Source organism: Klebsiella sp. GFKo11, from assembly GCF_056490265.1.
Genome location: NZ_CM151369.1, coordinates 3939330 through 3962406 on the forward strand (window position 1 = coordinate 3939330; position 23077 = coordinate 3962406).

The window sequence follows — 23077 nt, forward strand, 5'->3', positions numbered from 1 at the left end:
TCATATTTTCAATTATTTGACCTGCTTCGCAGGTCAGTGGAATCCTATGCCCTCTGCTGATACCCCGATTAACTGGAAACGCAATCTCACCGTGACCTGGCTCGGCTGCTTTTTAACCGGCGCCGCGTTTAGCCTGGTGATGCCTTTTCTTCCTCTCTACGTTGAACAGCTCGGCGTAACCGGTCATAGCGCCCTCAACATGTGGTCGGGGATAGTCTTCAGTATCACCTTTTTATTCTCTGCAATTGCCTCACCGTTCTGGGGCGGCCTTGCTGATCGTAAAGGGCGCAAAATTATGCTTCTGCGTTCTGCGCTCGGTATGGCTATTGTCATGTTGCTGATGGGGCTGGCGCAGAATATCTGGCAATTTCTGATCTTGCGCGCGCTGTTGGGCCTGTTGGGTGGGTTCATTCCCAATGCCAATGCCCTGATAGCGACCCAAATCCCCCGGCATAAAAGCGGTTGGGCGCTGGGTACGCTGTCGACGGGCGCAGTTAGCGGCGCGCTGCTTGGGCCTCTGGCTGGCGGTTTCCTGGCCGATCACTGGGGATTGCGTACCGTTTTTTTTATGACTGCGGCTGTTCTGTTTATCTGCTTCTTGTTTACCCTATCCCTCATTCGCGAGAATTTCGTCGCGGTCAGCAAAAAAGAGATGCTCAGTGCGAAAGATGTTTTCTCTTCGCTGAAAAATCCCAAACTGGTCCTAAGCCTGTTTGTGACCTCATTAATCATCCAGGTTGCCACTGGCTCAATTGCGCCAATTCTGACGCTATATGTGCGCGATCTGGCCGGTAATGTCAGCAATATTGCGTTCATCAGCGGCATGATTGCCTCGGTACCCGGTATTGCCGCACTGCTCAGCGCCCCCAGACTAGGAAAGCTGGGCGACCGAATTGGTCCGGAAAAAATCCTTATTGTCGCCCTGGTGATTTCGGTTCTACTGCTGATACCGATGTCATTCGTCCAGACGCCATTGCAGCTTGGGATTCTGCGTTTCCTGTTGGGTGCCGCCGACGGTGCGCTACTGCCCGCCGTACAAACGCTGCTGGTATATAACTCCACCAGCCAAATTGCCGGACGAATCTTCAGCTATAACCAATCGTTCCGCGATATTGGCAACGTGACGGGTCCATTGATTGGCGCATCGGTTTCCGCCAATTACGGTTTTCGCGCGGTCTTTTTAGTCACCGCCTGCGTGGTTCTGTTCAACGCGGTTTACTCTACCCTCACTCTGCGTCGTCCGCGCCGCATTCCACCCACGGACGACGCGAGTTCCGGCAATCATTCAGTAAATTAATAACGCGAGGGGGGTTACCTCCCTTGACGCTTTGCCAACTGCCTTCTATAGATTGAATCGTGTTCATTTCTATTCTTCTTAGGGGGTTAGCCATGCCAAAGGATTCGATGTTCTATGCCACGCTCGAAGAAGCTATCGATGCGGCCCGCGAAGAGTTTCTTGTTAATAATCCGGATAGCGACGAAGAGAGCGCCAACGTCGAGCAATTAAATATTCAAAAATACGTGCTGCAGGATGGGGACATCGCCTGGCAAGCAGAATTTTTTGCCGATGAAGATGAGCAAGGCGAATGTCTGCCAATACTTAGCGGCCAGGCAGCACAAAGCGTTTTTGATGGTGACTATGATGAGATTGAGCTTCGTCAGGAGTGGCTGGAAGAAAATACGCTGCATGAGTGGGACGAAGGTGAATTTCAGCTCGAACCCTCTCTTGACACCGAAGAGGGCCAGGCCGCTGCCGATGAATGGGATGAACGCTAATTAATTGTAGGGGCCATGGCTGGCGTCCAGCGGCAGCAATAGCGTATCAAACACCAGCGAAAAGGGCAGATCGAGAATCGTGATATAGCGCCATGAGGAATCACGCACATCCCACTGTACGCCGGGATAATACTGGTTTCCATGTCCCTGCCCCGGCACCGTACGACTGATAATGCTACCGCAGCCGCTGAGAACCAGCGTCATGGCGATAACCAGTAAAACTCTCATCTATAACCTCTATTTTCAGGTAAAAAAATACCGGCATTTTTGCCGGTATTTTCCTTTACGTACGGCTTACTTCACTTTCAACGCCAGCGGATTCAACGTCAATTGCTGGTAGGTATCCACCCACGAAGAGTATTTCTCCGGCGCAGCCCACACGCGATAGTGCAAACGCGACATTGTAACCGGGTCGCTCAGCAAAACCAGACGACGATCGCGGTTGAGTTTATCCGGCGTCTCGTTCAATGCCTGCTCAACATGACGTTCACGGGCGATATCCAGAATATGGCCATGGCGGTGACGCGCAGTTGCCATTGCCGTTGCCAATGCGTTGAATGATGGATTAAACACGGCATGCATAAAACCATCGTCCAGAGAACGCTGACGATTCAGCGTCAGGTACGTATCGGTATCTTTCAGCACCTGCGGTGGCGAATACTCTTCCGGGATCAGGAATAGCTTACAGCGCTTACTGCGCAGACCTAGCGTGGCACGGCTGGAGAGGGCCGACACGAACGGCGACAGAATCAGCGAAACCACAATCGGCGCCAGCCAGAACAGGAAACGCAGATCCAACCACGCCATACCAACCGCCCAGACCAGGCCCAGCAGCATCTGTGAACCATGGCGCATAAACGCCTCGCCCCACGGAGTCGAGTCATCATCGCGCTGCGGTGAGTTCCAGACTACTTCCCAACCGAGAAACGCACTGACCACAAACACGGTGTGGAACAACATACGCACCGGCGCCAGCAGTACTGAGAAGAGCACTTCCAACAACAGCGAAAGAGTGACGCGAAGGAATCCACCGTACTCTTTCGAGCCTTTGCACCATACCAGAATGATACTCAGCAGCTTCGGCAGGAACAACAGCACCATCGTTGACGCAAAAAGCGCGATAGCCAGCTCCGGACGCCACTGCGGCCAGACCGGGAAAAGCTGTCGCGGCTGCAGGAAGTATTGCGGTTCGGTCAATGCATGCACCACCTGTAAGGCGGTTGAGAGCGCAAGGAACATAAACCACAGCGGTGCCGACAGATAGGACATGACGCCAGTCAGGAATACCGCGCGGTGAACCGGGTGCATCCCCTTAACCAGGAACAGGCGGAAGTTCATCAGGTTTCCCTGACACCAGCGACGATCGCGCTTCAGTTCGTCCAGCAGGTTTGGCGGCAGCTCTTCATAAGAGCCAGGGAGATCGTAGGCAATCCATACCCCCCACCCGGCACGACGCATCAATGCAGCTTCAACGAAGTCGTGCGACAGAATCGAACCTGCGAAGTTACCCTCACCAGGCAACGGTGCCAGGGCACAGTGCTCGATAAACGGTTTTACGCGAATGATAGCGTTATGGCCCCAGTAGTGCGACTCACCTAACTGCCAGAAGTGCAGGCCTGCAGTGAACAACGGGCCGTAAACGCGGGTGGCAAACTGCTGGCAGCGAGCGTAGAGCGTATCCATACCGGATGCGCGCGGCGATGACTGAATAATACCGGCATTCGGGTTCGCTTCCATCAAGCGCACCAGACCGCTCAAGCATTCACCGCTCATCACTGAGTCGGCATCCAGTACGACCATATAGCTATACTGGCTACCCCAGCGGCGGCAGAAGTCATCAATGTTGCCGCTTTTACGTTTCACGCGGCGGCGGCGGCGGCGATAGAATATTTGCCCTCCACCCTGCACTTCAGCGATCAGCTCCATCCACGCCTTTTGCTCAGCCACGCAAATATCCGGGTTGTAGCTATCGCTGAGGATATAGACGTCAAAGTGCTCAGCATTCCCGGAAGCTTTTACCGATTCCCAGGTTGCACGCAGACCAGCGAAAACACGATCAACGTCTTCGTTGCAGATAGGCATAATGAGCGCCGTGCGATGCTCCGGATTCAGCGCCTCATCCCCCACCGTCGAAGCAGAGATACTGTATTTATCACGCCCAATTAGCAGTTGCAGGAAGCCCATCAGCGCCGTCCAGAACCCAGCGGAAACCCAGCAGAAAAGCACGGCAAACAGAATCAGAATCCCCGACTGCAGCACATACGGCAGCAGTTGCATAAAGGAAATCCACAGGTTCTGCCCCACCATATCTGCCGGGTTGATCAGCGCCCAGCCCTGATAAGGCAGAATAGTTTTCATGTACCAGGTTGCCACAACGGTCTGCGCCAGCGTCAACAGCAGCAGGATGTAGCGACGAATCGAACCGACGGTACGCCATTTCTGCTCACTCTCCTGCTCTTCTTTCGTCAGACGAGAAAGATAGCGCGGGGTGACATCGCGTCCACGCAGTCGGTCCCAAAAGCGCCCGACCGGGTTAGTACGCCATGGGTCCGGGAACATAGAGGAACGTTTTGCCTTCGGCATCGCGTTCAACTGTGTACGCCCTTCGTCATCCTTCATCAACTGGTCACCGGCCAGTGAATCCGGCCAGCTGTGTTCCAGTCGTGATTTTACTGACCCCAGCGGCGAGTCATCTTCACGCTTATAGACATGATGTTCAGCGTCCAGTGCTTCATGTACGGCCTGCAGGCTGGCGTCAGGCAACGCGGCTTTTTCTGCGTCCGACAGCGGCAATGCGTCGATGTACTTCGTTATCTTATTCATTAGCAGGCAGCTGATAGCTCCAGGTTTCACTCAGCGTCTGATCGGCATTGACCAGCGCAGCGCGCATTTCCGTCGTTTTCTTCGGATCTTTTACTTTCACGCGCAGGATCATACGCCAGCCTTTAGTTACCGGGTTATAGCGCACCGTATTTTCAAAGATTTCGGCGTTATCGCCGATGCTTGCCTGGGCGGTTACCGCGGTGTCGGCTGGCAGTTTTTTCATCTCAGTGCCGGTAAAATCGACGATAAAGGCGATGGTACCATCCGGCTGGCGAATCAGATTCGATTGCTTCACGTCACCAGTGGAACGACGAGTCTGCATCACATACGCGTTATCTGGCGCATGCAGTTTGTCTTCATCGCGACTGAAGGTGATGGTGTATTTGAAGTTCATCTCTTTGCCTGGCTCCGGCAATTGGTCCGGCGTCCAGTAGGTGACGATATTATCGTTGGTCTCGTCATTGGTCGGAATTTCAACCAGTTCGATTTTACCTTTACCCCATTCGCCTTTTGGCGTGATCCACGCGCTTGGACGCAGGTCGTAGCGATCGTCAAGATCCTCGAAACGAGAGAACTGGCGGCCACGCTGCAGCAGGCCAAAGCCTTGCGGGTTTTCCATCGCATAGCTGCTGACGGCCAAATGTTTTGGATTATTCAGCGGACGCCAGATCCATTCACCATTTCCGGCGAGGATAGAGAGACCGTTGGAATCATGCAGCGCCGGGCGATAGTTGGTCGTCGGAGACGGTTGGTGCGGCCCAAACAGGAACATGCTGGTCAGCGGAGCAACGCCCAGCTTGCCCACTTTGTCGCGCAGGTAGACCTTCGATTGCACATCAACAACGGTGTCGCGGCCCGGCATCACTACAAAGCGATAGGCTCCGGTTGCGCGCGGGGAATCCAGCAGCGCATAAATCGTCAGGCGTTTATCCGTGGCTTTCGGACGTTCAATCCAGAACTCACGAAAACGCGGGAATTCTTCGCCAGAAGGCAGTGCAGTATCGATAGCAAGTCCACGGGCAGAAAGCCCATAAACCTGGCCCTGTCCCAGTACGCGGAAGTAGCTTGCTCCGAGCATGCTGACAATTTCGTCGTTCTTATCTTTGCTATTGATCGGATACAGGACTTTAAAGCCAGCAAAGCCCAGGTCTTTAACCGTGTCTTTGTCGTGCTGAACATTACCAAAATTGAAATAATCCGGGTTATATTTAATTTTACGCACGCTGGTCGCAGTCACTTCATTAATGGTGACCGGCGTGTCGAAATACATCCCCTGGTGGTAAAACTCAAGCTTGAACGGGCTTTTAAGATTATTCCAATAGGCTTTATCGTGATTAAACTGAATTTGCTGATAATCCGCATACTTCATATCGCGGAAAGCAGAGGGCAGGTTACTTTTCGGCGCTTCATAGCCTTTGCCAGCTAACGTTTGAGCCTCTTTTGCGACGTCATCAATGCTGAATGCCCATGCAGATGAAGTACACAGGGACAACATTACGGCTGCGCTTAACCAACGCATTTTCATCATCTGTGGTTTATGTTTCATATAAGTAAGCACTTCCCCCTTTGTGTGCTTAAATCGATCCGATCTATTTTAATGGAAACTCGGGCAATCCGACAACATAATCCCTGCATTGTTCAGCCTGGCGGCACAGGGAATAAACAGTTCACTGTCCCACTTGCACTTTGCGTGCTTATCCTGGAGACAGATACCCAGAGTTCATGTAGGGTTGCAAAGAATTTAAAGGTTATCACGTTGAGTGATAAGACGAATTGTCTGAGAATGTAGCGAAATTGTATGAATAATACTCCAGTACAGCGTGAATATTTTTTCGATAGCATCCGCGCCTGGCTGATGCTGCTGGGAATTCCTTTTCACATCTCGCTCATCTACTCCAGCCACAGCTGGCATGTTAATAGCGTAGAACCTTCATGGTGGTTGACGTTGTTCAACGACTTCATCCATGCCTTTCGGATGCAGGTCTTCTTTGTGATTTCCGGTTATTTTTCCTACATGCTTTTTCTGCGCTATCCGCTTAAGAAATGGTGGAAAGTGCGCGTTGAGCGCGTAGGCATTCCCATGCTAACCGCCATTCCGCTACTGACCTTGCCGCAGTTTATTATGCTGCAGTACGTCAACGGCAAGGCTGGAAACTGGCATACCCTCTCAGGATATGACAAGTTTAACACCCTGGCCTGGGAATTAATTTCACATCTGTGGTTTTTACTGGTGCTGGTTGTGCTGACGACGCTAGGCATTGTGCTGTTTAAATGGCTGACCAGTCGACGTTCTGACACCGCCCCCACCTTCAGTGACACCGTCACAATGGGCCAGCTATCGATGATTTTTCTGGCGCTCGGCGTACTGTATGCGGTGATTCGTCGCACCCTGTTTATGGTTTACCCGCCTGTTCTCAGTAATGGCCTGTTCAACTTTATTGTCATGCAGACGCTTTTCTATCTGCCTTTCTTTATTCTTGGCGCCCAGACGTTTATTAACTCACGCCTGAAAGCGATGTTCACCACCTCATCACCCTGGTGCTTTGTTGGGGCGCTGCTGGGCTTTATCGCCTACCGCCTGAATCAGCAGTATGGGTCTGGCGATGGCTGGATGTATGAAACGGAATACGTCATCACCATGGTCCTTGGCCTGTGGATGGTCAACGTCGTCTTTTCCCTTGGCCACCGGTTGCTGAACTTCCAGTCCGCGCGAGTCACCTATTTCGTCAACGCGTCACTCTTTATCTATTTGGTTCACCATCCGCTGACCTTACTCTATGGCGCATGGATAACCCCGGTGATTAAATCGAATACCTTAGGGTTTATTACCGGGCTGGTCTTTGTTGTTGGGATTGCGCTGATTCTGTATGAAATCCATCTGCGGATACCGATCCTGCGCTTCCTTTTCTCCGGGAAGTTCCAACAAAAAACAGCTAAACCACAGATTTCAGCGGGTTGATAAAGTCAAAAGCTGCCGTGTATTTTGCGTCCGGCAGCTCTACTTTTTCATGAACAACAGATGAAATACGTTGCGGTAAAGCGCCTCCATCGCCGTCTTATCAACTGTCGAGGTCGTTGCCAGTTCACACCGATAGGCTGCACCTTCAGTTAAGATCGCGATAAATTCACAGGCGACATTAATTTGTTCTGCGCTCATTTCAGGATGATAGTGTCGGGTCAGTCGCCCACCCTCTTCTTTCAGACGACGATCGGCTTGATGCATAATTTCGCGCAGGCGGGGATTTCTGGATGCTTCCGCGTTAATTTCCATCAACAGATAATTATCAGTCTTTGTGTCATCGGTCGCTGGGATCACGCCGGCTAAAACTGAGGCCATCCGGACCAAATCATGGTTTCCGTCCACCATCTCGCCAACCCTGGCATTGACTATTTCACTGACGATCGCTTCAACGATCTCTTCTTTACTGGCAAAGATACGATACAACTGCCCTACGCTCAGACCAGCCTGACGCGCAATGTCCGCAACGGAGGCGCCATGCAGTCCCTTTTCCGCCAAACATTTCTGTGCTGCAGCCACAATTTCCGCACGGCGAATCTGTTGTTTATGCAGTACTTTCCCTTCAACCACGCGTAAATCTCCAGTGATGATAATTTCCTGCGAATGCGGGAAACTATCATATCTTATTCCTGCAAGGGATCTGTATAACGAACTACTGCGTCTGAAGCAATCGGGTATAAATGCCAGCCGTTTCAGCATCGAAACAGACAAAAATGACGCGTTCCAGAGGGTTGTAGCGAGTGAGAAACGCATTTACCGTGCGTACGGCAATTTCTGCCGCAGCCTCTTTAGGATACCCATAAACGCCAGTGCTGATAGCGGGAAATGCAATTGAGCGATAGTTATTTGCTGAAGCCAATAGCAGGCTATTTTTATAAGCATCTGCCAGCAACTCTGCCTCCTGCCGGTCGCCGCCGTGCCAAATTGGCCCTACGGTGTGAATGACCGCGCTGGCAGGTAGATTTCCCGCGACGGTAATGACTGCATGACCTGGTGGGCATTCTCCCTGCTGTTGAAGAACGATTTTACAGGCAGCCAGCAGTTCAGGGCCGGCAGCGCGATGAATCGCGCCGTCTACCCCACCGCCGCCAAGCAATGAAGGGTTTGCGGCGTTGACGATAACATCGACCGCGAGCGTTGTAATGTCGCCGAGAATAACCTCAGGTTGAACAGCCATTTCTCCTCCTGTCGGCATACGTCTAAGGATAAATACTTGAGGATAATATGGCATGATAGCCCCCGGGACGAAAGCCTGGGGGCTAGTTGTTACCGATAATCGACGTCCAGAATAGCGAGGGTACGTTGCGGGTTAATGTATCTTAACTGCGCCGAGCGGATGTTTTCGTTGTGAATATTTCCTTTTTCAAGCTGCTGAGCTGATATCCGTACCGTCTTCGCCCGTGGGCAATCCATAACAACCTGATTGTCTGTTGCATTGAGTTGGCAAGGTGCTTCTACAACCTGCCCGTAGAAATGGATGACGCCAGCCTGCACCTGCTCCGCCATGGCCGGGCTAAATAACGTGGGCAAAACACATAAAGCAGCAACTAACGCGCATTGATATTTTTTCATGATAAAACTCCTCGGCATATCTGCATAGCTATCAAAAAGCACAAGCCATCCATGAGTGCATCGAGTCACATCCACTTACAACCAACGCATTTATATTAACAAAACAAAAACAAATTAATTTCATTTATAGCAATATTGTTAACAAAATCGATTCACTGACTGACGGTACAGTGACTCAAGAACGTGTAGACGGGAGGGAGGTTTAATGAAAGGAATTCCGGACACAAAAAAACAGGACCTGAAGCCCTGTTTTAAGGTAAAGCGTGTGGTTTATACGTGATTAGCTGTTTTCGTTAGCCAGTGCTTTATTTTTCGCGGCTCGCGCCGCCAGCCACAGTCCGCTATTTTTCATAGCGTAGCCAAAGACCAGGCCCAATGCCAACGAAGGTACCGCCAAACGCCAGTCGCCGTTGGTCGCAAACGTCGCGCATGCACCAATAAACGTACCGGGTACAAAGGAGAGCAGCAGCTGACGCGCCTGTATGCACATCAGAAACGCCACGATACCTGTCATCACATAGCTCAGGATTTCCAACTGCGGCGCCAGCGCGCTGCCATAAATAATCACCAGCGCCCATATCACGCCGCTCATGACCGTACAGGTGGAAATGAGCAGCCCTTTTAACCCACCTTGCGGACAGGCAAAGTAAGCGGTGCAGCCGAGGAAACCCGCCCAGCTCAGCAGGCCAAGTGCGACAGCCACCCATCCCCAAATTCCGGAGAGAATGCCAGTCGTTAATGCGATTGCGAAGAGTATGTTCATAGTGCGCATCATAGCAGATACGCACCTGGCAAATGCGACATAGAACACATTATGTGAGATGTGTAATTTTGCGTTGCATTAAATTTGTGATTTAAATCACAAATTATTGCTCATTTTCTTCCTGCAGTTCATCCCACATTGCAGAGAGAGCTTCGCGGGTCAGCGGCGCCATAGTACGCCAGAATGGCGTAGTCGCATGCGCTTCAACTTTACCAAGGAAGGCCCCACACCATGGCAGAATGTAATCGGCAAACAGCGTTTCCAGAGTCTCGCTTTCATCCTCAGTGGCATGATCTTCCAGCCATGAGGCAGCCAACAGCAGCGATCCGATATGATCCGTTGCGCTTTCTCCGGTTGGGATCCCGTGTGCACTCAGAAAACCACGAACTTCAGCTTCTGTCGCCCCTTCCACCCATGCGCTACGGTAAGGCGCAACGCTGCACTCTTCACCAACAAACAGGGCATTATATTCGGCGGCCAGCGACTGCATATCACAACTCTTTTGCAGACGCTCCAGCAGCTCATCCTGCTCCAGCGGCCAGCTCGCCGCCAGCTTCCCTTCACGAATAAGGGTAAATAGCGGGACCAGCAGCGGGTCCTGCGGCTGACGGTTGTACAGTGAACCCAGCACGCGGCAGAGGATAGAAAACTCGTTCATTCATTTCTTCCAGTTATTCAAATTAAAGTTCAGCAAATTCAGGGATCGCCGCCATTCCTCGTGATTCAAGGAAATCAAGCATACGCCGGGGTGTCACGTTAAGGATGCGATCCTCCGGGAAATCAACGGCATCAAGGATCTTACGGCATTCGGTAAATTCGCCCAGCGTGAATGCGGTATGGGAATCCGACCCCAGCGCAACCCAACCGCCGGCATCACGCACGGCCTGCGCGACGGCACGGCAATTATCTTCACTTCCAATGCGCGATGAGACAAAAGATGAGTTATTGATCTCCAGCGCAACATGGTATTTCGCCGCCGCAGCAGCAATGGCCGGGATATCAACGGGGAATTTGGGATTACCGGGATGACTAATAATATGCACTGCGCCGCTGGCCATGGTGGCGATCATCGCCTCCGTATGGGTCGCCTTATCCTGAGGCGGGAACACCGGCTCGTGGAAACCTGCAATAATCAGGTCCAGAGAGGTGAGCATTGGCCCGGTACAGTCTATTTCGCCCTGTGTATTTTTGATGTTGGCTTCGATGCCGCGCAGAATGCCAATGCCGTCCACCAGCCGCGGCCAGATGCGCATGTTAATGAAATGCCAGTAATGTGGCGCATCAGCCATGTCAGGGCCATGGTCGGTAATGGCAAAGAGTTTGATCCCCTTGCGCTTTGCTTCGGCAATATAATCGTGCAGGGTACTGTAAGCGTGGGTGCTGGCAATGGTATGCATGTGCAGGTCAACAGGATACATCACATTCTCCTTCTCTGTTTGTGGCAAGAATAGCAGGAATATGCGCTCATGATCAGCAAAAACCCCGCCGCAGCGGGGTTATCTCTTAGTATCCTCGCTGGCGATCGACCTGCCCGCTTACCGTTTCGCCTCGTTCCAGTTGGCCGATAGTTCCTGCAATATAAGCAATGGCTTCCTGAGGCCGGGTGACAGCTGCAACATGAGGCGTCATCGCAACCCGTGGATGCGCCCAAAGTGGGCTCTCTTTCGGTAATGGTTCGCGGCTGAACACGTCGAGCATAGCCCCTTTAAGCTTACCGCTATCCAGCGCCGCCAGCAGATCGTCTTCAACCACATGAACTCCACGCGCCAGATTCAGCACATAGCTATTATCCGGAAGCTGCGCCAACAGCGTTTTATCAATAATGCCAACGGTTTCCGCAGTGTTAGGCAACAGGTTAATCAGCACGCGAGTGCTGCTCAGAAATTCGCCCAGTTCTTCTGCCCCAGCAAAACTCGTCACCTGCGGCCAGGACTTACGGCTACGGCTCCAGCTGCGCAGCGGAAATCCCCACGCTTGCAGCCCTTCTGCCACTTTAGCGCCGAGCACGCCCGCGCCCATAATCCCGATAGTAAACTCCTCGCGATGATACTCATCCAGAGGCTGCCAGCGGGCTTCCTGCTTTAATGCCTGGTAATCATCAAAACGACGGAACCAATGCAGAACCTGGCTCACGGCGTACTCTTGCATCTGCAAGCCCATGCCGGTGTCTTCCAGACGGAATAACGGAATCGACAGCGGCAGCATTTCCGGATGTTCCCGCAGCTTGCTAAGGATTGAATCGACGCCAGCGCCAAGGGCAAAGACCGCCTTTAAGTCACGCCCTTGCAACATTTCTACCGGAGGATGCCAGACCAACGCATAGTCGGCGGGTTGGTTATCGCCCGGTTTCCACTCGCGCACTCGCGAACCGGGCAGTTGCTTCTCCAGCTCCGTAATCCAGTACGAAGTGTCAAACGTCGGGTGGTAAAAGATAATCTCCATGATGGCTCCTGATAGCCGACGCCCCAAGCAGGTTAGGTTAGCGTCGTGTTTTATTCGTTGTTTTCTATTGGTTTGTCAGCATAGCAAATTTCGTCTGGCTATCGTGTTAAAAAAGAAATGGTGACAAAAAAATCGATTCTCGCGCATTTAGAAAGCAAGTTGCTTGAAGTTTGGCTAAACGCACGGTTTTTTAAAAAAGTTGATTGACGAGACTTACGTATTTCCCTAAATTAGCGCCCGTTCCCGGCAGCAACGGGAATGACAATATGGTGAGGTGTCCGAGTGGCTGAAGGAGCACGCCTGGAAAGTGTGTATACGGCAACGTATCGAGGGTTCGAATCCCTCCCTCACCGCCATATTTTAAGAAGAGCTCGTACGCAAGTACGGGCTTTTTTTTCGCATGTTGCACCCCTTCAGGGAGGGGATGAGAACCCTCGACCGGGGTTCGACAACTGGCGACAGCCAGTTGGACAGATGACGAGCCTGCGAGGAAGCTGCCCGCAGGGCGAGCGAAGCGAGTCAATCCCTCCCTCACCGCCATATTTTAAGAAGAGCTCGTACGCAAGTACGGGCTTTTTTTTCGCATGTTGCACCCCTTCAGGGAGGGGATGAGAACCCTCGACCGGGGTTCGACAACTGGCGACAGCCAGTTGGACAGATGACGAGCCTGCGAGGAAGCTGCCCGCAGGGCGAGCGAAGCGAGTCAATCCCTCCCTCACCGCCATATTTTAAGAAGAGCTCGTACGCAAGTACGGGCTTTTTTTTCGCATGTTGCACCCCTTCAGGGAGGGGATGAGAACCCTCGACCGGGGTTCGACAACTGGCGACAGCCAGTTGGACAGATGACGAGCCTGCGAGGAAGCTGCCCGCAGGGCGAGCGAAGCGAGTCAATCCCTCCCTCACCGCCATATTTTAAGAAGAGCTCGTACGCAAGTACGGGCTTTTTTTTCGCATGTTGCACCCCTTCAGGGAGGGGATGAGAACCCTCGACCGGGGTTCGACAACTGGCGACAGCCAGTTGGACAGATGACGAGCCTGCGAGGAAGCTGCCCGCAGGGCGAGCGAAGCGAGTCAATCCCTCCCTCACCGCCATATTTTAAGAAGAGCTCGTACGCAAGTACGGGCTTTTTTTCGCATGTTGCACCCCACCACCCGGTAGCCCGGACAGGCGCATCGCGCCGCCTCCGGGAACAGCCAGTCTTCTGCGGCTTCAGACTATCTTCGACAGCACTGCTCCTTACGGATTTTATCAAATCCTAATCCTCCTCCATCCGCTGATACTCTTCGCTCAGGAAATCAACCAGCGCCCTGACCGACGGCAGTAGACCACGACGTGAAGCAAAAACCGCATGGATCACCTCTCTGCGCGGTTGCCACTCATCAAGCACAACCACCAGTTCCCCTGCCGCCAGCTGATCGCGCACCATTAATAAAGGAAGCTGCACCACGCCAACTCCGGCAACCGCCGCTTCTCGCAGCGCCAACATATCCGTTGTCACCATCCGGGGAGCGAAATAGACCTCCGCCCGCGCGCCCTCGGGGCCGGTTAATTGCCAGTGATGTTGATGTTTTCCTGCACCGATACTTAATCCCGGCCACTCGCTGAGTTCAGACGGTGCCTGGGGCACGCCCAGCCGCTCAACTAACGCTGGACTCGCCACCAGCCGATGCCCGCGGTCGGCCAATACGCGCATCACCAGATCGCTATCTTCTATAGGCCTTGGCCGCACGCGAATAGCCACATCAACGCCTTCCCCCACTACATCAACCCGCCGGTTCGTCGCTTCCAATAATAGCGTTACCCCCGGATGACGCTGCATAAACCGCGCCAGCATTGGGCCGATATGTACATGCAAAAGCGTCACCGGGCAGGTCAGCTTCACGCTGCCGCACGGCTCTGAACGCAGCGTTTCCACCGCCTGTTCCGCTGCCTCCGCCTCTATCAACATCGCTTTGCAGTGTTGATAAAAGGTGTGTCCGACCTCGGTCACCGCAAACTGCCGGGTAGTACGCTGAATCAGACGCACCCCGAGACGTTCTTCAAGCTGAGCAATCCGGCGGCTTAATTTTGATTTAGGCTGATCGAGCGCTCTCCCTGCCGCAGCAAAACCGCCGTGATCGACCACCTGGACAAACCAGGCTAAATCATTGAGATCCTGCATCCTTCCTCCATTGTTCCATTTTTAGAACAGTATAGGCCATTTTCACTATCTACCGGGCAATTAGAACTGAATATATGCTTATTCACATCAGAAACAGACATGCAGGAGACCTCCATGAAACAGATTACTGGCATCTATACCGCCCCCTCGCAGCACTGGGTAGGCGACGGTTTCCCGGTTCGCTCGATGTTCTCTTATCAGACTCATGGCGAACAGCTAAGCCCCTTCCTGCTGCTTGACTATGCTGGCCCGCACCACTTCCCGGCTGGGACAGAGAAACGCGGCGTTGGTGAGCATCCGCATCGTGGATTTGAAACCGTCACCGTCGTGTATTCAGGGGAAGTTGAGCACCGAGATTCTACCGGCCGAGGCGGCGTTATTGGCCCCGGTGATGTGCAGTGGATGACGGCAGGTGCCGGAATACTGCACGAAGAGTTCCACTCGGCGAATTTCACCCGAACCGGCGGCGAGCTGAAAATGATTCAGCTCTGGGTCAACCTTCCGGCAAAAGACAAGATGACGCATCCGGGATACCAGAGCATCACCGCTGATGCGATCCCTGTCGTTGCTCTGCCCGATAACGCGGGCCGTATGCGGGTCATTGCGGGCCGCTACAGCGATGTTGTCGGACCGGCGCATACCTTTTCACCGCTCAATGTCTGGGACCTGCAGCTTAATCAGGGTCAGGACATAACGCTGCATCAGCCCGATGGCTGGAGCACCGCGCTGGTCGTGCTGGAAGGTGAAGTTAAGGTGAACGGAGAGGGAAGCGCCCGTGAAGGCCAACTGGTGGTGCTAAGCCAGAAAGGGGAATCACTCCATCTTGAGGCGAGTTCCAACGCGAAAGTCCTGCTGATGGCCGGCGAGCCACTACAGGAACCCATTGTCGGTTACGGCCCATTTGTGATGAATACCAAAGCGCAAATCGCGGAAGCCGTTCGTGATTTTAACAGCGGCCGCTTCGGCCAAATCTAATATTACAGAGGTGAATAGTATGTCGACTCCAGCTAACTTTAACGGTTCTCGTCCGGTGATTGACGTGAATGATACCGCCATGTTGTTGATTGATCATCAGAGCGGCCTGTTTCAGACCGTCGGCGACATGCCGATGCCGGAACTGCGAGCCCGCGCCGCTGCGTTGGCAAAAATGGCGTCATTAGCAGGGATCCCGGTGATCACCACGGCATCAGTCCCGCAGGGGCCAAACGGCCCACTGATCCCGGAGATTCACCAGAACGCGCCGCATGCGAAATATATTGCGCGTAAGGGCGAGATCAACGCCTGGGATAACCCGGAATTCGTTGACGCAGTAAAAGCAACCGGGCGTAAAACGTTGATTATTGCCGGTACCATTACCAGCGTCTGCATGGCGTTCCCGTCAATTGCCGCCGTTGCCGATGGTTATAAGGTCTTCGCCGTGATTGACGCTTCCGGTACCTACAGCAAAATGGCGCAGGAAATCACCCTCGCCCGCGTGGTTCAGGCAGGCGTGGTGCCAATGGATACCGCCGCGGTCGCTTCCGAGCTACAGCGTACCTGGAATCGCCCGGATGCCGCAGAGTGGGCTGAGGTTTATACCAAAATCTTCCCGGCATACCAGTTACTGATCGAGAGCTACGCCAAAGCGCAGGACGTGGTGAAAAACAACGAACAGCTTGATTCACAGCGTTAAAATGCCTGCCCTGCCGCCCGACGGCGGGGTAGTGTTCATTGCTTGACCGAACGGTAAAGAAAGAGTAAATACTGCTTGACCGTTTTAGCGCAACTCCCTATAGTAGCGCCCCGTTGCCCACCTAAGGTGAGCAGCGAAACAATATGGTGAGGTGTCCGAGTGGCTGAAGGAGCACGCCTGGAAAGTGTGTATACGGCAACGTATCGAGGGTTCGAACCCCTCTCTCACCGCCATATTTTAAGAAGAGCTCGTACGCAAGTGCGGGCTTTTTTTTCGCCTGTTGCACCATCCAGAAACTGCATTCGGCCCACTATCACCCGCAACTCTCCGCATGCTACTTTTATATACCCATATAAAAGATGGACATCCAAATGAGCACCATTGCAGTTATTGTTCTGACTTACGTTAAACCGTTAGATGAAGTTGACGCGCAGCTTTCCGCACACGTGGAATGGCTTAAAAAAGGCTACGCTGACGGATTGTTTCTTGCTTCAGGGCGTAAGATCCCCAGATCTGGCGGAGTCATTCTGGCAAAAGGCGATAACATGGATTTGCTACGGGCCTGGCTGAGTCAGGATCCGTTCCAGCAATCGGGTGTAGCGAAAGTCGATATTATTCCTTTCGAAGCCACCATGGCCGCTCCCCCGCTGCAGAACTTGCTTTAAACCAGCAAAAACAAAGCCCGGTCTTCCCGGGCTTTGCAAGCTCAAAAACAATCAGTAGTAGGCTTTAAGCGCGCGCTGACAAAGCGTCGAGCGCACGCAGTCATCGGTCGTGAAGCGCACCACGCCAACCATCTCATCTTCTTCAAAACGCGCCAGCGCATCGACCAGGCCAGACCTCACGCCAGAGGGTAAATCACACTGGGTAATGTCGCCATTGACGATAACCGTCACGTTCTCCCCGAGGCGGGTCAAAAACATTTTCATTTGCGCAGCGGTCACGTTCTGGGCCTCGTCCAAAATCACGACCGCATTTTCAAATGTACGTCCGCGCATATAAGCGAACGGAGCGATTTCCACCTTGCCGATTTCCGGACGCAGGCAGTATTGCATAAAGGAAGCGCCCAACCTCTTCACCAGCACGTCATAAACCGGTCGAAAATAGGGAGCGAATTTCTCGGCGATATCTCCCGGTAAGAAGCCGAGATCTTCGTCGGCTTGCAGAACGGGACGGGTAACAATAATTCTGTCCACATCCTTATGGATCAGGGCTTCAGCTGCTTTTGCCGCACTAATCCAGGTCTTCCCGCACCCGGCCTCGCCTGTCGCAAAGATCAGCTGTTTATTGTCGATGGCATTCAAATAATGCGCCTGAGCGTCATTGCGCGCTTCAATTGGCGATGCATCACGACTATCCCGCGCCATACCAATTGCTTCTACGCCACTCATTTGCACAAGCGATGTGACCGATTCTTCTTCGCGCTGTTTATGGCTGCGCGAATCCTGTCTCAGCACACGTTTGGCCTCACGACGAGCTTTGGTCACTGCTTTTTGTCTTCCCATGGATAGCACCTTGCGTTGTTGGTTTACATCACACGCGTCAACATCGACGCGATTATGCGCACGAACGATTGAGGTTTGGCTTCCTTGTAAGCCATTGCTTGCCTGTCGAATTGACAACGGGTCACGGCTACGCGCACCGCGCACCCTGTCTGGGTTCGAGTTTTCTGTTGTAGTGGGGGATAAATTTGGGGTGTGGGAATCGCGGCCGGAAATGTGGCCCCCGTGCTGATAAGTACGGTATGAGGTTTGACGTTTTCCGTTACAGCAATCGGGCATTCGCGATCTCCATAGTGAGACGACATCACTGCCGGGAACTACCGCGTCTTTAATAAGTACATCAAAAATAATTCTTAATGCAACTTATTTTTCACAAAAAGACAACAAATAATTCTCACTGCAGCTGTTTGGAGTTTCCGACATTAAGATTACAGAAAAATTAAACAAGGCAGGAAATACAAAAAAAGAATGGAAAAACAGCAGAAAACGCCCTGCCCTTACGGGCAGGAGCGTCAGGCTTCAAGCAGCGATTGCCCAAGATAGTGCTGACTGTCGATAACTCCCGGCAGAACAAAGAAATAGCCCCCGCCGATCGGCTTAACGTACTCTTCCAGCGCTTCTCCGTTCAGGCGCTTTTGCACCGTCAGAAAGCCTTTTTCCAGATCGTGCTGATAGCAGACAAACAGCAGCCCCATATCCAGCTGGCCTGAGTTAGTCACCCCCAGCGAATAGCTGTAGCCCCGGCGCATCATCAGGCTGGACTCGGTCTCCAGAGTGCGCGGATTGGCCAGACGAATATGACTATCGAGCGCAATGGTGTCACCGTCCGGGTCCTTGCTGTAATCCGGCACATCGTGCTCATGCTGCATACCCAACGGTGCCCCGCTGTGCTTATCGCGACCAAAAATCGTCTGCTGCTCTTTAAGCGGCGTGCGATCCCAGAACTCGACATGAAACTGAATAATACGCGCTGCCTGATAACTGCCGCCCGTTGCCCACACAGGCTCTTCCTGGTCGGCAGTAACCCACACCACTTTATCCATCAGCGCGTTATCGGTACTGACAGGATTAGCGGTACCGTCTTTAAAGCCCAGCAGATTAACCGGCGTCTCTTTACCTTTACTGCGCGCGGCGCTATCGGAAATGAAGCCTTCCCGCTTCCAGCGTACGCTGAGCAGGTCCGGGGTGTGCTTAATCACATCCCGCAAAGCATGTATCACCGTATCCTGAGTATTCGCGCAAATTTGCAGCAGCAGGTCGCCGTGGCAAAGTGCAGCATCCAGAGAGTCATTCGGAAAACGCGTCATCTTTTGCAGCTTTTTCGGCGCGCGGTTGGCCAGGCCAAAACGCTCGTCAAACAGCGAATGACCAACCGACACGGTCACCGTCAGGTTATCCGGGGCGATCCACGGCCCCAGAATCCCTGAATCCATCGGTGGCAAACGCGGGTTTGGCGTCTCCGGCGCTGGCCCACCTTTGGTCAAAAAGGCAATACGCTGAGTCAGCAGGCGAAACAGACGTTCAAGGTCTGCTTTATCGCTAGCCAACACGTCGAAAGCGACAACCATCATCGACGTCTGCTGTGGCGTCAGCACACCCGCCTGATGCGGGCCATAAAACGGCTGCGCTTCCATGCGCGCATTTGGCGACAACGTCCCCGGAGAGCTGTTGTCTTTTGCCGCATGTGCCACCGGGCAGCCACCGGTAATCGCCAGCGCGCCGCCAAGCGCACCGATCCCTTTTAATAACCGCCGACGCGACGGTTCACTGACATCATACTTTTGCTCTGCCATCGACTTAGTCCAGACCGAGGATCCCGCGCAGTTGTGCCAGATCTTCCGCCAGAGTGGTGATCGGGCCTTTCAGCGCATTGCGATCCGCATCCGTCAGCTTGTCGTAGGTCTCAAAGCCGTCTTTAGTGCGGTATTTGCTCAGGATGCTATCCACTTTCTTGAAGTTGGCATCTACTTTCGCCAGCAGCGTACTGTTCTCTTTTTGCAGTTGCGGACGCAGCAGGTCGACAATTTTCTGCGCGCCGTCAATGTTGGCCTGGAAATCCCACAGGTCGGTATGGCTGTAGCGATCTTCTTCACCGCTGATTTTGCTGGCCGCCACTTCTTCAATCAAACCAGCTGCGCCGCCGACCACTTTTGATGGAGGGAAAGCCAGTTCGCTGATGCGTTTTTGCAGGTCGAGAACATCGGTGTTCAGCTGATCGGCATATTTATCCATTCCTTTGACGCTGTTATCGCCAAACAGCGCTTTTTCCAGACGGTGGAAGCCGGTGAACTTCGGATCTTCTGCTTTTTTCTCGTAGTCATCTTCACGGGCATCAATACTGCCGTCGAGGTCAGAGAACAGCTCGGCAATGGGTTCAATGCGCTCATAGTGCTGACGCGTCGGTGCGTAGAGGGCTTTTGCCTTCTCGATATCCCCCGCTTTCACCGCATCGGTAAAGGCTTTGGTGCCGCTAACCAGTTCAGCGGTCTCAGCGGTAACGTAGGCTTTATAGGCGGTAATAGCTTCACCCAGGCTGAGCAGCGCATCAGCTTTGGCAGCGTCTTTGGTGGCTTCACCGGTCACCGTCAGCTTACCTTTCGGGTTAGTCAACAGGCCGCAGGTCATGTCATATTCGCCAGGCTGCAGGTTCGCCGTCAGCTTTTGCGTAAAACCAGGAGCGATATTCTCGCGCTCTTCCACCACCATCACGCCTTTCAGAATCTCCCACTCCAGCGCTTTCTGGCTGTGGTTCTGAATGATGAACTGGGTTTTGCCCGCTTTCACGGTGACGTTCATCGGCTCACACTGTTTGTCGGTGACGGTCACTTTGACCTGCGGGATATCGGCAGCCTGGGCATAAAAGGCAGAGCTGAACAGCGCAGCGAAGGCGAGCTGCAACGCATTACGGCGAAATTGATTCATGGTGATGACCATCCCTTTCGATAAGTATGTTGTAACTATTTCAATCCGCGATGCCCAACTAAGCAGCTCGGGATGCAGTGGTTTTATTGCTCGGCGGCAGAATGAACAGCACCAGCGCCGGGATCAAATAGATAAAGTAGACCGCCACTTCACTGATGGTCGGCGTTTCCTGATAGCCAAAAATCCCCTCCAGCAGCGTGCCAAATAGCGTATGCGTAGAAAGAACGTTGCTCAGATCGAAGGCGACATCCTGGAAGTGATTCCACAAACCGGCCTCATGGAAAGCGCGGATAGCCCCTGCCGCCAGTCCCGCGGCCACCAGCAGAATAAACAAGCTGGTCCATTTGAAAAACACGCCGAGATTCATGCGAATACCGCCCCAGTAGATCAGGAACCCTAAAACGATGGCGGTTGCCAGACCCAACATAGCGCCGATCGGCGGCCAGATTCCCACATCCTGCTGGAAAGCGGCCAGCAGGAAGAACACCGATTCCAGACCTTCACGAGCCACGGCGAAAAAGACCATCATCACCAGCGCCCAGCCGTGGTTGTTCCCGCGCTGAAGGGCATTGTCGACCGCCTGCTCAAGCTGCTGCTTCACGTTGCGCGACACTTTACGCATCCAGAACACCATCCAGGTCAGAATGCACACCGCGATCACCGCCACAATGCCTTCGAATAGCTCCTGTTCGCGCTGCGGAAACTCACCGGTTGTTTCGTTGATGAAAATCCCCAGACCAAGGCAAAGCGCCGCCGCGAGGAACACGCCAATCCACATTACGCCTATCCAGTTGCCGCGCTGAGTGCGTTTCAGATAGCTGGCGATCAGGCTGACAATCAGCGCTGCTTCCAGGCCTTCACGTAACATGATGAGAAATGGGACAAACATGCCGACACCCTTAAATGTGAACCGCAGTCAATTGATGCAAAGATAGGTAAATATTTCTGATAGTGATTATCATTACAATAATCAGAAACACAAGTGAAATGTGTAGAGAATGATGACGAGTTGTAAATTAATCGCTAACAAATAATGACTTGCGGGATTATCTGCCAGGCATCCTGAAAAACCACAGGATAAGAGAATTTTTCACGGCGGATATTTACCCGGTCCGACGGCTGTGGCTAAATGGCGGCCTAATTGACCTGCGAAATGAACAACATGACTCAATTTTTGCACTTCCTGCTGGCGCTGGTGGTTATTCTGGGCCTCGCCTGGCTCGCCAGCTATGACCGACAAAAAATCCGCATCCGCTATATTATCCAGTTAATTATTATTGAAATTGCCTTGGCTTTCTTTTTTCTCCACGCCGAAAGCGGCCTGTGGTTGGTTAAAAATATTGCTGGCTTCTTTGAATCACTGCTCGGTTTCGCCGCCGAAGGGACCAATTTTGTATTTGGCGGCATGGGCGAAAAAGGCCTGGCGTTTATTTTCCTCGGCGTACTTTGCCCCATTATCTTTATCTCAGCGCTGATCGGTATTCTTCAGCACTGGCGTATTCTCCCCATTTTCATTCGCTTGATTGGTACCCTGCTGTCAAAGATTAACGGTATGGGCAAGCTGGAATCCTTTAACGCGGTCAGCTCGCTGATCCTCGGGCAATCGGAAAACTTTATTGCCTATAAAGGCGTGCTCGGCGACCTCTCCTCTCGCCGTCTGTTCACTATGTCAGCCACCGCTATGTCGACGGTTTCGTTGTCGATCGTCGGCGCTTACATGAGTATGCTCGATGCGAAATATGTTGTGGCGGCGCTGATTCTGAATATGTTCAGCACCTTTATCGTGCTGTCGATAATTACCCCAACGCGTCCCGGCAGCGAGGAGGAAATTAAGCTCGAAAAAATGCACGAATCTCAGAGCTTCTTTGAAATGCTCGGGGAATATATTCTTGCCGGTTTCAAAGTCGCGATGATTATTTTGGCTATGCTGATTGGTTTTATAGCCTTAATTAGCGCGATTAATGCGCTGTTCGCCATGATATTTGGCCTGAGCTTCCAGCAGATCCTTGGTTACGTTTTTTATCCGCTGGCGTGGCTGATTGGTATCCCGCTAAGCGATGCACTTAATGCGGGCAGCATAATGGCGACCAAGCTGGTGGCGAATGAATTCGTCGCCATGATTGAGCTGCAAAAAATTGCCGCCAGCATGACGCCGCGCGGCCTGGGCATTTTGTCGGTCTTCCTGGTCTCTTTCGCCAACTTCGCCTCTATCGGCATTATTGCCGGGGCGATTAAAGGGCTGAATGAGCAGCAGGGAAATATTGTTTCCCGCTTCGGCCTGCGCCTGGTGTATGGCGCAACGCTGGTGAGTTTGCTCTCTGCCAGCTTCGCGGGGCTGGTACTATAATCGTTGAATGTTGGCTTCAATGCTGGCCTGTTTTCCCGGGGGCGGCGCAAAGCGCCTTACCCGGGCTACAGGTTCAC

At 52.8% G+C, this 23077-nt stretch carries 22 protein-coding genes, 2 tRNA genes and 4 other RNA genes; 13 read left to right on the top strand and 15 right to left on the bottom strand.

What is annotated here, in order from left to right; translation table 11 throughout:
- Positions 1-46: 46 nt before the first annotated feature.
- Both mdtG and AC07P6_RS19210 read left to right on the top strand, forming a co-directional pair.
- A complete protein-coding gene (gene mdtG, locus AC07P6_RS19205) occupies positions 47-1297 on the top strand; it encodes a multidrug efflux MFS transporter MdtG (RefSeq protein WP_478314232.1) in 1251 nt (416 codons plus the stop codon).
- A gap of 92 nt (positions 1298-1389) precedes the next feature.
- Positions 1390-1776, top strand: a complete 387-nt coding sequence (locus tag AC07P6_RS19210; RefSeq protein ID WP_110277091.1) for a MysB family protein — start codon at positions 1390-1392, stop codon at positions 1774-1776.
- On the opposite strand, the gene AC07P6_RS19215 is transcribed toward AC07P6_RS19210, so the two are convergent.
- From AC07P6_RS19215 to mdoG, 3 genes are all read right to left on the bottom strand, one after another.
- Complete coding sequence (locus tag AC07P6_RS19215) at positions 1777-2004, bottom strand: YceK/YidQ family lipoprotein (RefSeq protein ID WP_110277090.1); 228 nt, start codon at positions 2002-2004, stop codon at positions 1777-1779.
- A gap of 66 nt (positions 2005-2070) precedes the next feature.
- A complete protein-coding gene (gene mdoH / locus AC07P6_RS19220) occupies positions 2071-4599 on the bottom strand; it encodes a glucans biosynthesis glucosyltransferase MdoH (RefSeq protein WP_434659237.1) in 2529 nt (842 codons plus the stop codon).
- A complete protein-coding gene (gene mdoG / locus AC07P6_RS19225) occupies positions 4592-6145 on the bottom strand; it encodes a glucans biosynthesis protein MdoG (protein ID WP_478314234.1) in 1554 nt (517 codons plus the stop codon). Before mdoG ends, mdoH begins: the two co-directional genes overlap by 8 nt.
- A 252-nt stretch (positions 6146-6397) precedes the next feature.
- Here mdoG and mdoC point away from each other — a divergent pair, with 252 nt between their 5' ends.
- Positions 6398-7558: a glucans biosynthesis protein MdoC gene (mdoC, locus tag AC07P6_RS19230; protein ID WP_478314236.1), complete on the top strand. Its 1161-nt coding sequence runs from the start codon at positions 6398-6400 to the stop codon at positions 7556-7558.
- Positions 7559-7597: 39 nt separating this feature from the next.
- On the opposite strand, the gene AC07P6_RS19235 is transcribed toward mdoC, so the two are convergent.
- The 7 genes from AC07P6_RS19235 to ghrA form a co-directional block, all read right to left on the bottom strand.
- Positions 7598-8188: a TetR/AcrR family transcriptional regulator gene (locus AC07P6_RS19235; protein WP_478314238.1), complete on the bottom strand. Its 591-nt coding sequence runs from the start codon at positions 8186-8188 to the stop codon at positions 7598-7600.
- An 82-nt stretch (positions 8189-8270) separates the two neighbouring features.
- Positions 8271-8795, bottom strand: coding sequence for an O-acetyl-ADP-ribose deacetylase (gene ymdB, locus AC07P6_RS19240; RefSeq protein ID WP_182237828.1), 525 nt, complete (start codon positions 8793-8795; stop codon positions 8271-8273).
- Positions 8796-8884: 89 nt separating this feature from the next.
- On the bottom strand, positions 8885-9190 hold the full coding sequence (locus AC07P6_RS19245; protein WP_182237826.1) for a type 1 fimbrial protein: 306 nt from the start codon (positions 9188-9190) through the stop codon (positions 8885-8887).
- 280 nt (positions 9191-9470) lie between these two features.
- Positions 9471-9953 (bottom strand): DUF1097 domain-containing protein, encoded by a 483-nt coding sequence (locus AC07P6_RS19250; RefSeq protein WP_182237824.1) that lies wholly within the window; start codon positions 9951-9953, stop codon positions 9471-9473.
- 103 nt (positions 9954-10056) lie between these two features.
- Positions 10057-10611, bottom strand: a complete 555-nt coding sequence (locus AC07P6_RS19255; RefSeq protein ID WP_181482718.1) for a TorD/DmsD family molecular chaperone — start codon at positions 10609-10611, stop codon at positions 10057-10059.
- A gap of 22 nt (positions 10612-10633) precedes the next feature.
- Positions 10634-11371, bottom strand: a complete 738-nt coding sequence (locus AC07P6_RS19260; protein ID WP_167492786.1) for a phosphatase — start codon at positions 11369-11371, stop codon at positions 10634-10636.
- An 85-nt stretch (positions 11372-11456) separates the two neighbouring features.
- Positions 11457-12395, bottom strand: coding sequence for a glyoxylate/hydroxypyruvate reductase GhrA (ghrA, locus tag AC07P6_RS19265; RefSeq protein ID WP_182237820.1), 939 nt, complete (start codon positions 12393-12395; stop codon positions 11457-11459).
- A gap of 268 nt (positions 12396-12663) precedes the next feature.
- Between ghrA and AC07P6_RS19270 the strand changes: the two genes are divergently transcribed.
- The 5 genes from AC07P6_RS19270 (at position 12664) to AC07P6_RS19290 (ending at position 13487) form a co-directional block, all read left to right on the top strand.
- Positions 12664-12751: transfer RNA gene (locus tag AC07P6_RS19270), tRNA-Ser, on the top strand.
- 46 nt (positions 12752-12797) lie between these two features.
- Positions 12798-12935: non-coding RNA, RtT sRNA (locus AC07P6_RS19275), on the top strand.
- Positions 12936-12981: 46 nt separating this feature from the next.
- A non-coding RNA gene (locus AC07P6_RS19280) (RtT sRNA) lies at positions 12982-13119 on the top strand.
- A 46-nt stretch (positions 13120-13165) separates the two neighbouring features.
- Positions 13166-13303: non-coding RNA, RtT sRNA (locus AC07P6_RS19285), on the top strand.
- 46 nt (positions 13304-13349) lie between these two features.
- Positions 13350-13487: non-coding RNA, RtT sRNA (locus AC07P6_RS19290), on the top strand.
- A gap of 164 nt (positions 13488-13651) precedes the next feature.
- On the opposite strand, the gene AC07P6_RS19295 is transcribed toward AC07P6_RS19290, so the two are convergent.
- A complete protein-coding gene (locus tag AC07P6_RS19295; protein WP_182237818.1) occupies positions 13652-14557 on the bottom strand; it encodes a LysR family transcriptional regulator in 906 nt (301 codons plus the stop codon).
- Between the two features lie 114 nt (positions 14558-14671).
- Between AC07P6_RS19295 and AC07P6_RS19300 the strand changes: the two genes are divergently transcribed.
- The 4 genes from AC07P6_RS19300 to AC07P6_RS19315 all read left to right on the top strand — a co-directional run bounded on the left by AC07P6_RS19300 (position 14672) and on the right by AC07P6_RS19315 (position 16894).
- Positions 14672-15532, top strand: a complete 861-nt coding sequence (locus AC07P6_RS19300) for a pirin family protein (RefSeq protein WP_478314241.1) — start codon at positions 14672-14674, stop codon at positions 15530-15532.
- Positions 15533-15551: 19 nt separating this feature from the next.
- Complete coding sequence (locus AC07P6_RS19305; protein WP_182237814.1) at positions 15552-16229, top strand: isochorismatase family protein; 678 nt, start codon at positions 15552-15554, stop codon at positions 16227-16229.
- Positions 16230-16374: 145 nt separating this feature from the next.
- A tRNA-Ser gene (locus AC07P6_RS19310) sits at positions 16375-16462 on the top strand.
- Between the two features lie 138 nt (positions 16463-16600).
- On the top strand, positions 16601-16894 hold the full coding sequence (locus tag AC07P6_RS19315; protein WP_478314243.1) for a YciI family protein: 294 nt from the start codon (positions 16601-16603) through the stop codon (positions 16892-16894).
- 51 nt (positions 16895-16945) lie between these two features.
- Here AC07P6_RS19315 and phoH read toward each other — a convergent pair whose 3' ends face one another.
- The 4 genes from phoH to efeU form a co-directional block, all read right to left on the bottom strand.
- A complete protein-coding gene (gene phoH / locus AC07P6_RS19320) occupies positions 16946-17734 on the bottom strand; it encodes a phosphate starvation-inducible protein PhoH (protein ID WP_181421921.1) in 789 nt (262 codons plus the stop codon).
- A gap of 509 nt (positions 17735-18243) precedes the next feature.
- Complete coding sequence (efeB, locus tag AC07P6_RS19325; protein WP_478314245.1) at positions 18244-19524, bottom strand: iron uptake transporter deferrochelatase/peroxidase subunit; 1281 nt, start codon at positions 19522-19524, stop codon at positions 18244-18246.
- 4 nt (positions 19525-19528) lie between these two features.
- Positions 19529-20653 (bottom strand): iron uptake system protein EfeO, encoded by a 1125-nt coding sequence (gene efeO / locus AC07P6_RS19330; RefSeq protein ID WP_434659244.1) that lies wholly within the window; start codon positions 20651-20653, stop codon positions 19529-19531.
- Between the two features lie 58 nt (positions 20654-20711).
- Positions 20712-21542, bottom strand: a complete 831-nt coding sequence (gene efeU, locus AC07P6_RS19335) for an iron uptake transporter permease EfeU (RefSeq protein WP_304258044.1) — start codon at positions 21540-21542, stop codon at positions 20712-20714.
- A gap of 273 nt (positions 21543-21815) precedes the next feature.
- Here efeU and AC07P6_RS19340 point away from each other — a divergent pair, with 273 nt between their 5' ends.
- Complete coding sequence (locus AC07P6_RS19340; RefSeq protein WP_478314247.1) at positions 21816-23000, top strand: NupC/NupG family nucleoside CNT transporter; 1185 nt, start codon at positions 21816-21818, stop codon at positions 22998-23000.
- Positions 23001-23077: the final 77 nt, after the last annotated feature.

Coding starts and splice junctions, on each gene's coding strand:
- mdtG (WP_478314232.1), top strand. CDS start 47: ATGCCCTCTGCTGATACCCCGATTAACTGGAAACGCAATCTCACCGTG.
- AC07P6_RS19210 (WP_110277091.1), top strand. CDS start 1,390: ATGCCAAAGGATTCGATGTTCTATGCCACGCTCGAAGAAGCTATCGAT.
- AC07P6_RS19215 (WP_110277090.1), bottom strand. CDS start 2,004: ATGAGAGTTTTACTGGTTATCGCCATGACGCTGGTTCTCAGCGGCTGC.
- mdoH (WP_434659237.1), bottom strand. CDS start 4,599: ATGAATAAGATAACGAAGTACATCGACGCATTGCCGCTGTCGGACGCA.
- mdoG (WP_478314234.1), bottom strand. CDS start 6,145: ATGAAACATAAACCACAGATGATGAAAATGCGTTGGTTAAGCGCAGCC.
- mdoC (WP_478314236.1), top strand. CDS start 6,398: ATGAATAATACTCCAGTACAGCGTGAATATTTTTTCGATAGCATCCGC.
- ymdB (WP_182237828.1), bottom strand. CDS start 8,795: ATGGCTGTTCAACCTGAGGTTATTCTCGGCGACATTACAACGCTCGCG.
- AC07P6_RS19245 (WP_182237826.1), bottom strand. CDS start 9,190: ATGAAAAAATATCAATGCGCGTTAGTTGCTGCTTTATGTGTTTTGCCC.
- AC07P6_RS19250 (WP_182237824.1), bottom strand. CDS start 9,953: ATGAACATACTCTTCGCAATCGCATTAACGACTGGCATTCTCTCCGGA.
- AC07P6_RS19255 (WP_181482718.1), bottom strand. CDS start 10,611: ATGAACGAGTTTTCTATCCTCTGCCGCGTGCTGGGTTCACTGTACAAC.
- AC07P6_RS19260 (WP_167492786.1), bottom strand. CDS start 11,371: ATGTATCCTGTTGACCTGCACATGCATACCATTGCCAGCACCCACGCT.
- ghrA (WP_182237820.1), bottom strand. CDS start 12,395: ATGGAGATTATCTTTTACCACCCGACGTTTGACACTTCGTACTGGATT.
- AC07P6_RS19295 (WP_182237818.1), bottom strand. CDS start 14,557: ATGCAGGATCTCAATGATTTAGCCTGGTTTGTCCAGGTGGTCGATCAC.
- AC07P6_RS19300 (WP_478314241.1), top strand. CDS start 14,672: ATGAAACAGATTACTGGCATCTATACCGCCCCCTCGCAGCACTGGGTA.
- AC07P6_RS19305 (WP_182237814.1), top strand. CDS start 15,552: ATGTCGACTCCAGCTAACTTTAACGGTTCTCGTCCGGTGATTGACGTG.
- AC07P6_RS19315 (WP_478314243.1), top strand. CDS start 16,601: ATGAGCACCATTGCAGTTATTGTTCTGACTTACGTTAAACCGTTAGAT.
- phoH (WP_181421921.1), bottom strand. CDS start 17,734: ATGGGAAGACAAAAAGCAGTGACCAAAGCTCGTCGTGAGGCCAAACGT.
- efeB (WP_478314245.1), bottom strand. CDS start 19,524: ATGGCAGAGCAAAAGTATGATGTCAGTGAACCGTCGCGTCGGCGGTTA.
- efeO (WP_434659244.1), bottom strand. CDS start 20,653: ATGAATCAATTTCGCCGTAATGCGTTGCAGCTCGCCTTCGCTGCGCTG.
- efeU (WP_304258044.1), bottom strand. CDS start 21,542: ATGTTTGTCCCATTTCTCATCATGTTACGTGAAGGCCTGGAAGCAGCG.
- AC07P6_RS19340 (WP_478314247.1), top strand. CDS start 21,816: ATGACTCAATTTTTGCACTTCCTGCTGGCGCTGGTGGTTATTCTGGGC.